Origin of the sequence: Pseudomonas sp. 32_A, assembly GCF_017490905.1 — a bacterium.
Classification (GTDB): domain Bacteria; phylum Pseudomonadota; class Gammaproteobacteria; order Pseudomonadales; family Pseudomonadaceae; genus Aquipseudomonas; species Aquipseudomonas inefficax.
The window spans coordinates 1-13,241 of the sequence record NZ_JAFGYI010000003.1; the positions used below are offsets into that span (position 1 = coordinate 1).

General features: G+C 65.3%; 10 protein-coding genes. 3 read left to right on the plus strand and 7 right to left on the minus strand.

Annotated features, from left to right (window positions below):
- Positions 1-51 precede the first annotated feature (51 nt).
- From J5M58_RS02560 to J5M58_RS02580, 5 genes are all read right to left on the minus strand, one after another.
- Positions 52-1,884, minus strand: coding sequence for an ABC transporter ATP-binding protein (locus J5M58_RS02560; RefSeq protein WP_112249318.1), 1,833 nt, complete (start codon positions 1,882-1,884; stop codon positions 52-54).
- Positions 1,877-2,509 (minus strand): DsbA family protein, encoded by a 633-nt coding sequence (locus tag J5M58_RS02565; RefSeq protein WP_112249319.1) that lies wholly within the window; start codon positions 2,507-2,509, stop codon positions 1,877-1,879. The genes J5M58_RS02560 and J5M58_RS02565 overlap by 8 nt, the downstream gene beginning before the upstream one ends.
- Before the next feature lie 3 nt (positions 2,510-2,512).
- Positions 2,513-3,445, minus strand: coding sequence for a rhodanese-related sulfurtransferase (locus J5M58_RS02570; protein WP_112249320.1), 933 nt, complete (start codon positions 3,443-3,445; stop codon positions 2,513-2,515).
- A gap of 229 nt (positions 3,446-3,674) precedes the next feature.
- On the minus strand, positions 3,675-3,971 hold the full coding sequence (locus tag J5M58_RS02575; protein WP_003252644.1) for a BolA family transcriptional regulator: 297 nt from the start codon (positions 3,969-3,971) through the stop codon (positions 3,675-3,677).
- A 10-nt stretch (positions 3,972-3,981) separates the two neighbouring features.
- Positions 3,982-4,506, minus strand: a complete 525-nt coding sequence (locus J5M58_RS02580; protein WP_087501528.1) for a DUF2059 domain-containing protein — start codon at positions 4,504-4,506, stop codon at positions 3,982-3,984.
- Between the two features lie 155 nt (positions 4,507-4,661).
- Between J5M58_RS02580 and J5M58_RS02585 the strand changes: the two genes are divergently transcribed.
- Positions 4,662-6,056 carry a class II fumarate hydratase gene (locus J5M58_RS02585; RefSeq protein ID WP_112249321.1) on the plus strand — a complete coding sequence of 465 codons (1,395 nt, stop codon included), beginning with the start codon at positions 4,662-4,664 and terminating at the stop codon, positions 6,054-6,056.
- A gap of 123 nt (positions 6,057-6,179) precedes the next feature.
- Here J5M58_RS02585 and J5M58_RS02590 read toward each other — a convergent pair whose 3' ends face one another.
- Together J5M58_RS02590 and pap are read right to left on the minus strand one after the other, a co-directional pair.
- Positions 6,180-7,142 carry a DMT family transporter gene (locus J5M58_RS02590; RefSeq protein ID WP_112249322.1) on the minus strand — a complete coding sequence of 321 codons (963 nt, stop codon included), beginning with the start codon at positions 7,140-7,142 and terminating at the stop codon, positions 6,180-6,182.
- A gap of 255 nt (positions 7,143-7,397) precedes the next feature.
- Positions 7,398-8,891 carry a polyphosphate:AMP phosphotransferase gene (gene pap / locus J5M58_RS02595; RefSeq protein ID WP_207877073.1) on the minus strand — a complete coding sequence of 498 codons (1,494 nt, stop codon included), beginning with the start codon at positions 8,889-8,891 and terminating at the stop codon, positions 7,398-7,400.
- 153 nt (positions 8,892-9,044) lie between these two features.
- Here pap and mnmC point away from each other — a divergent pair, with 153 nt between their 5' ends.
- Both mnmC and J5M58_RS02605 read left to right on the plus strand, forming a co-directional pair.
- The gene (gene mnmC / locus J5M58_RS02600; RefSeq protein WP_207877076.1) at positions 9,045-11,009 is read left to right on the plus strand and encodes a bifunctional tRNA (5-methylaminomethyl-2-thiouridine)(34)-methyltransferase MnmD/FAD-dependent 5-carboxymethylaminomethyl-2-thiouridine(34) oxidoreductase MnmC; all 1,965 of its coding nucleotides are present in this window, start codon (positions 9,045-9,047) and stop codon (positions 11,007-11,009) included.
- Between the two features lie 442 nt (positions 11,010-11,451).
- A complete protein-coding gene (locus tag J5M58_RS02605) occupies positions 11,452-13,239 on the plus strand; it encodes an N-acetylglutaminylglutamine amidotransferase (protein ID WP_112249325.1) in 1,788 nt (595 codons plus the stop codon).
- The last annotated feature ends 2 nt before the right edge of the window (positions 13,240-13,241 follow it).

Genomic DNA, 13,241 nt, shown 5'->3' on the forward strand with positions numbered 1-13,241 from the left:
CCTGTGGGAGCTGGCTTGCCGGCGATAGGGCCCGCACAGGCTGCCAAAAATTCAGCTCTGCTGCAGGTGCCCATACAACTTGGCATACAACCCACCCTCGGCAATCAGCTGCTGATGGTCGCCATCCTCGGCCACGTGCCCGCCGTCGAACACCAGCACCCGGTCGGCCTGCTTCACCGCCGACAGGCGGTGGGCGATGATCAGTGTGGTGCGGCCACTGAGGAAGCGCGCCAGGGCCTGGTGCAGGTTGTATTCGGTGGCAGCATCCAGCGCCGAGGTGGCTTCGTCGAGGATCACCACCTTGGGTTCGGCCAGCACCATGCGGGCAATGGCCAGGCGCTGGCGCTGGCCACCGGACAAGCGCACGCCGGAGCGCCCCACCACACTATCCAGACCCTGCGGCAAGGCGGCGATGGTGGCATCCAGCTGGGCGATACGCAGCGCCTGCCAGCAGGCCTCGTCGCTGCAGTCACGGCCCATGGTCAGGTTGGCGCGCACGGTGTCGTTGAACAACGAGGGGTGCTGCAACACAACCGCAACGTTTTCGCGCAGGGTCTCCAGGCCGATTTCCTGCAGGCTGGCACCGCCAAAGCGAATGGTGCCGGCCTGGGCGCTATAGAGGCCCAGCAACAGTTGCACCAGCGTGCTCTTGCCACCACCGCTGGCGCCGACGATCGCCACTTTCTCGCCCGGGGCGATGGACAGGTCGAGGTGTTCGAGCACCGGCTCGTCGGCATAGGCAAAGCGCAGGTCGCGCACTTCGATGCCCACCGTATCGCGGCCGGCGAACGGGTCGCTGGCAGCCGGGTACTGCGGCTCGTCGGCGCGTGCCAGCAGCTCGTTCAGGCGGCTCAGCGCACCACCGGCGGCGTAGTAGGCATATTGCAGGTTGAGCAGTTGCTCCACCGGGCCGATCATGAACCACAGGTAGCTGAACACCGCCAGCATCTGCCCGATCGAAAGGTCGGAGAACAGCACGGTGAGCATGGCCGCGGCGCGGAAGATATCGATGCCGAACTGGAACAGCAGGCCACTGGCGCGGCCGCTGGCATCGCTTTTCCACTGCGAGTCCACGGCGTAGTCGCGCACTTCGCGGGCGCGCAGGCCAAGGCGGCCGAGGAAGTAGCCCTGGCGGTTGCCGGCGCGGATTTCCTGAATGGCATCGAGGGTTTCCGCCAGCGCTTGGGTAAACCGCGCGGTGCTGTCGTTCTCGAGCTTTTTCAGGTGCTTGACGCGCTTGCCCAACTGCACGGTGAAGTAGATCACCAGCGGGTTGAACAGCAATATCAGCAAGGCCAGCTGCCAGTGCATCCAGACCAGGATGGCCGCCGTGCCGGTCAGGGTCAGCATGGCCACCAGGAAGCGGCTCAGGGTTTCGCCGACGAACTTGTCGAGGGTGTCCAGGTCGGTGACCAGATGGGTGGTCACCGTGCCGCTGCCCAGGCTTTCGTATTCCTTCAGCGAAATGCGCTTGAGCCGCTCGATCAGGCGAATGCGCAGGCGGTAGACGATGTCCTTGGCCAGGCCGGCGAACAGCTTGGCCTGGATCACGTTGAACGCCAGCGCGGCCAGGCGCAGGCACAGGGTCAGCAGCAACATCAGGCCGATATAGCCCGCCGCCACCTGCCAGCTGGACGGCAGCAGGTGGTTCATCCACTTCAACGCGGCATCGCCATGGCCCAGCAGTACTTCGTCCACCAGCAGCGGCAGCAGCAGCGGGATGGGCACGCTGCAGCAGGCCGCCAATACGGCGATCAGGTTGGCGGACCAGAGGTTTTTCTTGTGATGCAGGGCCAGGCGGCGGATTTCCGCCCAGCTCAGTCGATCGGCCGCAGTGTGAGGCTTGCCCGGCACCGGGTCGGGTGACCCAGGCACATCAAGCACAGGCGGCCTGCTGCAGCCAGCGGCCGAGCAAGGGTTGCAGGCGCTCCAGCGGCTGGTAGCCGTTGGTCAGCAGGGCCAGCTGGCCATTGCGTTCGGCCAGCAGGGTCGGGAAACCGGCGATGCCCAGGTCCTGGGCCCAGCTGAAATCGGCTGCAGTGGCAGCGCGGGTGTCGGCACGGGCGAAAGCCTCGGCGAACACGGCACGGTCGAAGCCTGCCTGTTCGGCCAGGTCGACCAGATGCGGCGCAACGGTCACGTCCACGCCCTGTTCGTAGAACGAACGCTGGATCAGCGCCAGCAGCGGCCAGACGCGCTCGGTGTCCAGTTCGCGGGCAGTGACCAGGGCACGGCAGGCCGGCTCGGTGTCGTAGACGAAGCCGTCGGGCATGGCCCCCTCGAAGCGGAACGGCTGGCCGGTGGCATCGGCCACTGCCTGCCAGTGTTCGAGGATGTACTTGCGGGTAGAGCTGTCCAGGGCGCTGCCGCCGGTACGCAGCCCGCCCGGCACCAGGTGGGTAGGCACGCCTGCATCACGCGCCTGGGCGATCAGGGCCGCGGCCACGGGTGCGAAACCCCAGCACCAGGAGCACATCGGGTCCATCACATAGATCAGGCGTGCAGACATGCATCAAGCCTCGGCTTTGTAGTTGTAACCGATCGGGTGCGGCAGGTTGCGGGCCTTGGCCAGCTCGATCTGCTTCTGCCGGTCGATGGCGCTGCGCCGGGTCTTCTCGCTCAGGCTGTCCCAGCAATGCGGGCAGCTGACCCCTGGCGAATAGTGCTCGGACGCGCGCTCCTCTGCATTGATCGGGTGGCGGCAGGCGTGGCACTGGTCGTACTCGCCTTCGCTCAGGTCATGGCGCACCGTGACGCGGTTGTCGAAGACGAAGCAGTCGCCGTCCCACAGGCTTTCTTCCTGAGGCACTTCCTCGAAGTACTTCAGGATGCCGCCCTTAAGATGATAGACCGCCTCGAAGCCTTCACCGAGCATGTAGCTGGAGGCTTTTTCGCAACGAATGCCGCCGGTGCAGAACATGGCAACCTTCTTGTGCTTGCTCGGGTCGAAGTTGGCCTTGATGTAGTCGGGGAACTCGCGGAAGGTTTCGGTCTTCGGGTCGATGGCGCCCTTGAAGGTGCCGATGGCCACTTCGTAGTCGTTGCGGGTGTCGATCAGCAGCACTTCCGGGTCGCTGATCAGCGCGTTCCAGTCCTTGGGCTCGACGTAGGTACCGACCGCCTGGTTCGGGTCCACGCCCGGCACGCCGAGGGTGACGATCTCTTTCTTGAGCTTGACCTTGGTGCGGTAGAACGGCTGTTCGTCGCAGTACGATTCCTTGTGGTCGACATCGGCCAGGCGCGGGTCGTTGCGCAGCCAGGCCAGCAGGCCGTCGATGCCTTCGCGGGTGGCCGACACGGTGCCGTTGATGCCCTCGTGGGCCAGCAGCAGGGTGCCTTTGACGTTGTTGTCGAGCATGGCCTTGAGCAGCGGTTCGCGCAGCTCGACGTAGTCTTCCAGGGTGACGAACTTGTACAGCGCCGCGACGACGATGGGTTGGGACATGAAGCAGGTTCTCCAGGTGGTTGCCCTCGTAAGGGGCGGACCGGGTTTGACAGGTGTAGAAAAAGCTTGGGGGCGCTTTGCGCCCCTTTCGCGACACAAGGCCGCTCCTACAAGGGAATGCACAACCCGATGGCTGTTGCGGTCCCCTGTAGGAGCGGCCTTGTGTCGCGAAAGGGCCGCAAAGCGGCCCCCGGATCTTGCAGGATTCTACCAGAACAACAGCAAGGTTTCAGTGCCCGCCGCCCGCGCACACAGGCGAGGCCGGTGCAACGCCGACCTTGGCCCACTCTTCGGCGGTGTAGGTGTGGATGGCCAGGGCATGGATCTCGCCCATCAGCTCACCCATGGTGGCGTACACCTTCTGGTGGCGCTTGACGCTGTTCAACCCGGCAAACTGCTCGCTGACGATCACTGCCTTGTAGTGGGTCTCCTGACCACGACTGTGCATGTGGCTTTCGTTGAGCACTTGCAGGTGTTGCGGCGCCAGGGCAGCCAGCTGCTGTTCGATACGCTGTTGCATGGTCATCGCGGCGTACTCACTTCTTTGCCGGGGCAGCGGCCTTGCCAGCGTTCGGGTCCAGTTCCTTGGTCATGTCGTCCAGCAGCTTGTTCACCACCGGTACCGCTGGCTCCAGGCTCTGCTGGGTCAGCTGGGCCGACTGCTGGGTGACCTTGGGCATTTCGCGCAGCACTTTCTTGCCCAGCGGCGATTCGTAGAACTTGACCAGGTCCTTGAGCTCCTGCTCGGTGAAGGTCTGGGTGTACAGGTCGACCATCTTCGGCTTCAGCTTGTTCCAACCGATGGCGTTGTCCAGCGCGGCGTTGGCCTTGGCCTGGTAGCTTTCCAGCACCGGCTGCTTGGCGGCCGGGGCCTTGGTCTGGGCGAAACGCTGGGCGAACATCTGCTGGACCTGCATGTACACCGGGGTGCCCAGCTTGTCGGCGTTGGCCAGGGTCAGGAATTTCTCGGCAGCAGCGTTGTGGCTGGCGGTGGCAGCGAGTACCTGGCCGCTGGCGCAAGCCAGGGCAACGGCGGCACAAAGGACACGGAGACGGGTCATTGCATTTCCTTCGGAAGAGAGGGAGGCGGGTACCTCAGAGTAGAGCATTCTGCGCCGTGGTGGCCATGTGCTCAAGTGGCACGACGAGCGATGGAACCGCTCGGTCGAATCAGGGCCTAAACTGCGATTTCGAACTACACAGGAGTGAGTACAGAATGAGCCGTATCGAGACAGACAGCCTGGGCCCGGTCGAAGTTCCTGAGGACGCCTACTGGGGTGCGCAGACCCAGCGTTCGCTGATCAACTTCGCCATTGGCAAGGAACGCATGCCCATCGCGGTGCTGCACGCCCTGGCGCTGATCAAGAAGGCCGCGGCACGCGTCAACGACCGTAACGGTGACTTGCCAGCCGACATCGCCCGGCTGATCGAACAGGCCGCCGACGAAGTGCTGGACGGCCAGCATGACGACCAGTTCCCGCTGGTGGTCTGGCAGACCGGCAGCGGCACCCAGAGCAACATGAACGTCAACGAAGTGATCGCCGGCCGGGCCAACGAATTGGCCGGCAAGGGCCGTGGCGGCAAGGCGCCAGTGCACCCCAACGACCACGTCAACCGCTCGCAGAGTTCCAACGACTGCTTCCCTACCGCCATGCACATCGCTGCGGCGCATGCGGTGCACGACAAGTTGCTGCCGGCCATCGCAGAGCTTTCCTCGGGGCTGGCCGAGCTGTCGGCACGCCACCACACGCTGGTGAAGACCGGCCGCACGCACATGATGGACGCCACGCCGATCACCTTCGGCCAGGAAGTGTCGGCCTTCGTCGCCCAGCTCGACTATGCCCAGCGCGCCATCCGCGCCACCCTGCCGGCGGTATGCGAACTGGCCCAGGGCGGCACTGCCGTGGGTACCGGGCTCAACGCCCCGCATGGTTTTGCCGAAGCCATCGCCGCCGAACTGGCGGCGCTGTCCGGCCTGCCATTCGTCACTGCGCCGAACAAGTTCGCTGCCCTTGCCGGCCACGAGCCCCTGACCAGCCTGGCCGGCGCGCTGAAGACCCTGGCCGTGGCCCTGATGAAAATCGCCAACGACCTGCGCCTGCTGGGTTCCGGCCCGCGCGCCGGGCTGGCCGAGGTACGCCTGCCGGCCAACGAGCCGGGTAGCTCGATCATGCCCGGCAAGGTCAACCCGACCCAGTGCGAAGCGCTGTCGATGCTGGCCTGCCAGGTGCTGGGCAACGACGCGGCAATCGGCTTTGCCGCCAGCCAGGGGCATTTGCAGCTGAACGTGTTCAAGCCGGTGATCATCCACAACCTGCTGCAGTCGATCGAATTGCTGGCTGACGGCTGCCGCAACTTCCAGCAGCACTGCGTGGCGGGCATCGAGCCGGATGCCGAGCAGATGGCGGCGCACCTGGAGCGGGGGCTGATGCTGGTAACGGCGCTGAACCCGCATATTGGCTATGACAAGGCGGCGGAAATTGCCAAGAAGGCCTATGGCGAAGGCAAGACCTTGCGCGAGGCGGCACTGGAGTTGAAGTACCTGACCAATGAGCAGTTCGACCAGTGGGTGAGGCCGGAGAACATGCTGGCGCCGGGTGGCAAGAGCTGAGTCGTGCACTGCCTTTACCGGCCCTTTCGCGGGTGAACCCGCTCCCACAGGATTACCACCAGGCTGAATATTGTGGGATCCCTGTGGGAGCGGGTTCACCCGCGAAGAGGCCGGTACAGGCGATCAATGAACCTGGGCCAGCCGCGCCCTGCGCGCCCGCCACCCGGCCACCAGCGAAGGCCCCAGCGCCACCACCGCCGAGCCCAGCACCACGGTTACCGCCCCCACATAGCCCAGCGCATTGATGTCCTCGGCCTGCACATACTCAGGCCACACCAATGCCGCCAGCGCCACCGCGACGAAGGTCACCAGCGGGGTCAGCGCCAGCGTGGCACTCACCCGCGATGCTTCCCAGTGCGCCAGCGCCTCGGCGAACGCGCCGTAGGCCACCAGGGTATTCAGGCAACAGGCCAGCAACAGCCAACCTTGCACCGGGCTCAGCTGCAACGCCTCCAACGGGTGCACCCAGGGCGTCAGCAGCGCGGCGCAGCTGAGGTAGATCACCATCATTACCTGCTGCGAATTCCACACGGTCAGCAGCTGCTTCTGGCTGAGCGCATAAAACACCCAGATGCTGGTGGCCAGCAGAATGGTCAGCACGCCGGTGGTATAGGTGCCGAGCGAGGTCAGCAGCTCTTCCAGACGCTGGTTGAAAAACAGCCCGAACCCCGCCAGCAGGATCAGCAGGCCCACGCCCTGCCCCAGGCTGAAACGCTCGCGGAACACGAACACGCTGGCCACCAGCAACAGCACCGGGCCGATCTGCACGACCAGTTGCGCGGTGCCCGGGCTAAGCAGGTTCAGGCCGATCAGGTACAGCACGTAGTTGCCCATCAGGCCGAGCACGGCCACAGCCACCAGGCCCTTGCCCCTGGGCGCCAGTTTGCCGAAGGAAGGCAACCTGCGCTTGGCGGCCAGCCAGGCAAACAGCAGCCCGCCGGAGACCAGCAGGCGGTACCACGTGACGGTGACCGGGTCGACCACTTGCAGCACCTGCTTGAGCTTGATCGGCAGGATGCCCCAGAGCAGCGCAGTCAGAAGTGCCAGGAACAGGCCATAGCCCCAGCGGCCGGTAATGGTGTGCATAAAATCCTCGATCAAGCCCGTGGTGGGGGTGGTTGAATTCTACGGGCTTGGAGGGCGGGGACGGTGGAGAGTGCCGAGAAAAGAATTCATCAGGTCATTCTTCTGGGGCATGGCTTGGTGGGTGGGTTGGCTGTTCTGGCCTCTTCGCGGGTAAACCCGCTCCCACAGGGACCCCACAAGATTCAGAGTGCATGTGAATCCTGTGGGAGCGGGTTTACCCGCGAAGAGGCCGGCACAGGCAACCAGGAACTTCGATTATTTCTTGTCCTTGGCAAACGCCGCCTCAAGCGCCTGGTTGATGGTGCGCAACACCTTCACCCGCGCCCAGCGCTTGTCGTTGGCCTCCACCAGCGTCCACGGCGCAATCTCGGTGCTGGTGCGGTCGACCATGTCACCCACCGCCTGGACATAGTCGTCCCACTTGTCGCGGTTGCGCCAGTCATCCTCGGTGATCTTGTAGCGCTTGAACGGAATCTGCTCGCGCTCTTCGAAACGCTCCAGCTGGGTCTGCTGGTCGATCGCCAGCCAGAACTTGACCACCACCGTGCCGGCGTTCACCAGCTGTTCCTCGAAATCGTTGATCTCGCTGTAGGCGCGCATCCAGTCGGCCGGGCTGCAGAAACCTTCCACCCGCTCCACCAGCACCCGTCCATACCAGGAACGGTCGAAGATGGTGAACTTGCCACGCGCCGGAATGTGCCGCCAGAACCGCCACAGGTATGGCTGCGCGCGTTCTTCTTCCGTGGGTGCGGCAATCGGCACGATACGGTACTGGCGGGGGTCCAGCGCGGCGGCCACGCGGCGGATGGCACCGCCCTTGCCGGCAGCGTCATTGCCTTCGAACACCGCCACCAGGGCATGCCGACGCATGCGCTTGTCGCGCAGCAGGCCGGCCAGGCGGGCTTGCTCGGTGACCAGTTGCTCCTGGTAGTCGGACTTGTCCAGGCGCAAGGTCATGTCCAGCGCGCCAAGCAGGCTGAGCTGGTCGATGCTGCGGCCCAGCGGGGCGACGTTGCCCCGGTGTTTGCCCTTGGGGCTGTTATCCAGTGCTGCCAGCAGGCTTTCCAGCAGGATGCGCCCTACCGCCAGGCTGCGGTAGTTCGGGTCGACGCCCTCGATGACATGCCACGGCGCGTAGTCGCGGCTGGTGCGGCGCAGCACTCGCTCACCAAAGCGCACGAAACGGTCGTAGGTTTCCGACTGCTGCCAGTCCAGCGGGCTGATCTTCCAACTGTGCAGCGGGTCGTCCTTGAGCGACTTCAGCCGCGCCTTCATCTGCTTCTTGGACAGGTGGAACCAGAACTTGATGATCAGCGCACCTTCATCGCACAGCATCTCCTCCAGCCGTTCGGCGCCGGTGATGGCCTGGTCGAGCACGGCATCCTTGAACACCCCATGCACCCGCCCCTGCAGCATCTGGCTGTACCAGTTGCCGAAGAACACGCCCATCCGCCCCTTCGGTGGCAGGGCCCGCCAGTAGCGCCACGCCGGCGGGCGGGCCAGCTCTTCGTCGGTCTGCTGGTCGAAGGTGAGCACATCGATCATGCGCGGGTCCATCCACTCGTTAAGCAGCTTGACCGTCTCGCCCTTGCCGGCGCCCTCGATGCCGTTGATCAGCACGATCACCGGGAAGCGCGCCTGCTGCTTGAGTTCGTACTGGGCTTCGAGCAGGGCCTCGCGCAAAGCGGGTACCTCGGCGTCGTAAGCCTCCTTGTCGATGCTGTGGCCGATTTCTGCGGATTCGAACATGCACTGGCTCCTTCAATGGATAAGCAAGACTAGCGGATTTGAAGGCTTGTGCAGTACCTGTGGGAGCGGGCGTGCCCGCGAAGCGGCCGGCACAGCCTGCGCAAACCTCCCGGATGGCATAAAATCCGCCCATCCGCTGCAACCGAGCCAACCATGTCCACCCTCCTCCAGCACGCCCAGATCGACTGGGACGACCAGGGCCGCCCCCATTCGCGGCAATACGACGACGTCTATTTCGCGGTCAACGAAGGCATCGAAGAAACCAAGCACGTGTTTCTTGGGCAAACCCGCCTGGCCGAGCGCCTTGCCAACCTCGCCCCGCACGCCTGCCTGGTGATCGGCGAAACCGGGTTCGGCACCGGCATGAACTTCTACTGCGCCTGGCAACTGTTCGAGCAACACGCCCACGCCGAGGCCCGCCTGCACTTCGTCAGCGTCGAAAAGTACCCCCTCGGTCGCGACGACATGGCCCGCGCCATGCGCCTGTGGCCGGAACTGGCGGCCTACAGCCAGCCCCTGCTGGAGCAGTACGTGGCAGTGCACCCGGGCTTCCAGCAGTTCACCTTCGACAACGGCAGGGTCACCCTCACCCTGCTGATAGGCGACGCACTGGAACAGTTGCCGCAACTCGATGCGCAGATCGACGTGTGGTTCCTCGACGGCTTCGCCCCGGCCAAGAACCCCGACATGTGGACCCCGGAGCTGTTCGCGCAGCTTGCACGGCTGTCACACCCGGGCACGGTGCTAGGCACCTTCACCACCACCGGCTGGGTACGCCGCAGCCTGGTCGACGCCGGCTTCGCCATGAAGAAGGTGCCGGGCATCGGCAAGAAATGGGAAGTGATGAGCGGCGCCTACGTCGGCCCTGTGCCCAGCCCCGGCGCGCCATGGTACGCGCGCCCTGCTGCCGCAGCGGGGCCGCGTGAAGCACTGGTGATTGGCGCCGGGCTCGCCGGCAGCACAACCGCCGCCAGCCTGGCCCGGCGTGGCTGGCAGGTTACCGTGCTGGAACGTCACCACACCCCGGCTCAGGAAGCTTCGGGTAACCCGCAAGGGGTGCTGTACCTGAAGCTGTCTGCCCACGGCACGGCGCTGTCGCAGATGATCCTGGCCGGTTTCGGCTACACCCGGCGCCAGCTGCAGCGCCTGCAACGTGGCCGCGACTGGGATGCCTGCGGCGTGCTGCAACTGGCCTTCGACAGCAAGGAAGCCGAACGCCAGGGCAAACTGGCTGGCGCCTTCGAACCCGGTCTTCTGCACTCGCTGGAACGTGCTGAGGCCGAAGCCATCGCCGGGGTGGCCTTGCCGGCTGGTGGGCTGTTCTATCCCGAAGGTGGCTGGGTACACCCACCAGCGCTGTGCCAGCAGCAGTTGCAGCACCCGGGTATCAACCTGCTGACGCACCAGGAAGTGCTCGAGCTGCGCAAGGTAGACGGGCAGTGGCAAGCCTGGGCTGGCGAACAGCTGCTGGCCAGCGCGCGGGTGGTGGTGCTGGCCGGCGCCGCCGACGTACTGCGCTTCGAGCCATGCGCGCAGCTGCCGCTCAAGCGCATCCGCGGGCAGATCACCCGCCTGCCGGCCACCGCCAGCAGCCGCGCGCTGCGCACCGTGGTGTGTGCGGAAGGCTATGTGGCGCCGCCGCGTGGGGATGAACATACCTTGGGGGCGAGCTTCGACTTCCACGCCACAGACCTTGCGCCGACAGTGGCCGAGCACCAGGGCAACCTGGCATTGCTGGACGAGATTTCGCTCGACCTGGCCCGGCGCCTGGGCACCGCCGAGCTGGACCCCGGGCAATTGCAGGGGCGTGCGGCGTTCCGTTGCACCAGCCCGGACTACCTGCCGATCGTCGGGCCGATGGCGGATGCGCAGGCGTTCGCCCAGGCCTATGCAGTGCTGGGCCGGGATGCGCGGCAGGTGCCGGATGTGGCCTGCCCCTGGCTGGATGGGTTGTATGTGAACAGTGGGCATGGCTCGCGCGGGTTGATCACCGCGCCATTGAGTGGCGAGCTGGTGGCGGCGTGGGTGTGCGGGGAGCCGCTGCCGGTGCCACGGGCGGTGGCGGAGGCCTGTCATCCGAACCGGTTTGCCTTGCGCAGGTTGATTCGAGGCAAGTGATCGGGCCGGGGGCATGGCGTTGGATTTGTTGTGGCTTGAGACCGAGCGCCGCCCGCGCGGCGCTTCGCGGGACAAGCCCGCTCCCACATTTGTTGCAACGTGGCCATGCCTGTGAGAGAGGCGTTGCCCGCTTTGGTGGAGAGTTTGAGACTGGCAAGGCGGCGGTAGCGCCAGCCGGGAAATCGCGTCAAGGCAACAAGACTGACAACCATGGCCTGACAGGTTCGGCACGTTGCAACAAATGTGGGAGCGGGCTTGTCCCGCGAAGCGCCGCGCGGGCGGCGCTCGATGTCCGCAACACCACAATACCCAAGACAGGCACCTGCCGGCCCCACCCCATATAACAGATCGGTCTAAAACTCTCGCAAAGCACATGGGTCAGTTCCTTAAGGTGCCCTAATCCGGGGCACCCCCTCCCCAACGGAAAAACCGGTAAGGACCTATGTGCGGATTAGCAGGAGAGTTGCGTTTCACCCCCATCGACCAAGCCCCTCGCCCAGCCGACCTGGCTGCGGTAGAGCGCATAACCCATCACCTGGCGCCCCGCGGCCCGGATGCCTGGGGCTTCCATAGCCAAGGCCCGATCGCCCTCGGCCACCGGCGCCTGAAAATCATGGACCTGTCCGACGGCTCTGCCCAGCCGATGGTCGACAACACCCTGGGCCTGTCGCTGGCTTTCAACGGCGCCATCTACAACTTCCCCGAACTGCGCCAGGAGCTGCAAGCCCTGGGCTACAGCTTCTGGTCCGACGGCGACACCGAGGTGCTGCTCAAGGGTTACCACGCCTGGGGCGCGGCCTTGCTGCCCAAGCTCAATGGCATGTTCGCCCTGGCCATCTGGGAGCGCGACAACCAGCGCCTGTTCCTCGCCCGCGACCGCCTGGGCGTCAAACCCTTGTACCTGTCGCGCAACGGCGAGCGCCTGCGCTTCGCCTCGACCCTGCCAGCGCTGCTCAAGGGTGGTGACATCGACCCGATGCTCGACCCCGTGGCACTCAACCACTACCTGAATTTCCACGCCGTGGTGCCGGCACCACGCACCCTGCTGGCCAACGTGCAAAAGCTGGAACCCGGTACCTGGATGCGCATCGACCGCCATGGCGAAGTGGAACGCCAGACCTGGTGGCAGCTGCACTACGGCGCCAACCCCGACGAACGGGAACTGGACCTGGAAGGCTGGACCACCCGCGTGCTCGACGCCACCCGCGACGCCGTGGCCATTCGCCAACGGGCAGCGGTGGACGTGGGTGTGCTGCTGTCTGGCGGGGTCGATTCCAGCCTGCTGGTCGGCCTGCTGCGCGAAGTGGGCGTGGACGACCTGTCGACCTTCTCCATCGGTTTCGAGGATGCCGGCGGCGAACGCGGCGACGAGTTCCAGTACTCCGACCTGATCGCCAGGCACTACGGCACCCGTCACCACCAGCTGCGCATCGCCGAGCACGAGATCATCGAGCAGTTGCCAGCGGCCTTCCGCGCCATGAGCGAGCCGATGGTCAGCCACGACTGCATCGCCTTCTACCTGCTGTCGCGGGAAGTGGCCAAGCACTGCAAGGGCGTGCAAAGCGGCCAGGGCGCCGACGAGCTGTTCGCCGGCTACCACTGGTACCCGCAGGTAAACGGCGCCGAAGATGCCTTTGCCGCCTACCGCGATGCCTTCTTCGATCGCAGCCACGCCGAGTACCGCGACACCGTGCAGGCACCTTGGCTGCTGGAAAGCGACGCGGCCGGCGACTTCGTCCGTGAACATTTCGCCCGCCCCGGTGCCCCCGATGCGGTAGACAAGGCGCTGCGCCTGGACAGCACGGTAATGCTGGTCGACGACCCGGTCAAACGGGTCGACAACATGACCATGGCCTGGGGCCTGGAGGCGCGCACGCCATTCCTCGACTACCGGCTGGTGGAGCTGTCGGCGCGCATTCCGGCACGCTTCAAGCTGCCCGACGGCGGCAAGCAGGTGCTCAAGCAGGCGGCGCGGCGGGTGATCCCGCACGAGGTGATCGACCGCAAGAAGGGCTACTTCCCGGTGCCGGGCCTGAAGCACCTGGAAGGCGCCACCCTCGGCTGGGTACGTGAGCTGCTGACCGACCCCAGCCAGGACCGCGGGCTGTTCAACCCGGCCATGCTCGACCGCCTGCTGAGCAACCCGCACGGCCAGCTGACGCCGCTACGTGGTTCCAAGCTGTGGCAGCTGGCGGCACTGAACCTGTGGCTGAGCGAACAAGGAATCTGACC

Excerpts from the sequence above, each read along its gene's own strand:
- J5M58_RS02565 (WP_112249319.1), bottom strand. The coding sequence starts at position 2,509 with ATGTCTGCACGCCTGATCTATGTGATGGACCCGATGTGCTCCTGGTGC.
- J5M58_RS02570 (WP_112249320.1), bottom strand. The coding sequence starts at position 3,445 with ATGTCCCAACCCATCGTCGTCGCGGCGCTGTACAAGTTCGTCACCCTG.
- J5M58_RS02575 (WP_003252644.1), bottom strand. The coding sequence starts at position 3,971 with ATGACCATGCAACAGCGTATCGAACAGCAGCTGGCTGCCCTGGCGCCG.
- J5M58_RS02580 (WP_087501528.1), bottom strand. The coding sequence starts at position 4,506 with ATGACCCGTCTCCGTGTCCTTTGTGCCGCCGTTGCCCTGGCTTGCGCC.
- J5M58_RS02585 (WP_112249321.1), top strand. The coding sequence starts at position 4,662 with ATGAGCCGTATCGAGACAGACAGCCTGGGCCCGGTCGAAGTTCCTGAG.
- J5M58_RS02590 (WP_112249322.1), bottom strand. The coding sequence starts at position 7,142 with ATGCACACCATTACCGGCCGCTGGGGCTATGGCCTGTTCCTGGCACTT.
- pap (WP_207877073.1), bottom strand. The coding sequence starts at position 8,891 with ATGTTCGAATCCGCAGAAATCGGCCACAGCATCGACAAGGAGGCTTAC.
- mnmC (WP_207877076.1), top strand. The coding sequence starts at position 9,045 with ATGTCCACCCTCCTCCAGCACGCCCAGATCGACTGGGACGACCAGGGC.
- J5M58_RS02605 (WP_112249325.1), top strand. The coding sequence starts at position 11,452 with ATGTGCGGATTAGCAGGAGAGTTGCGTTTCACCCCCATCGACCAAGCC.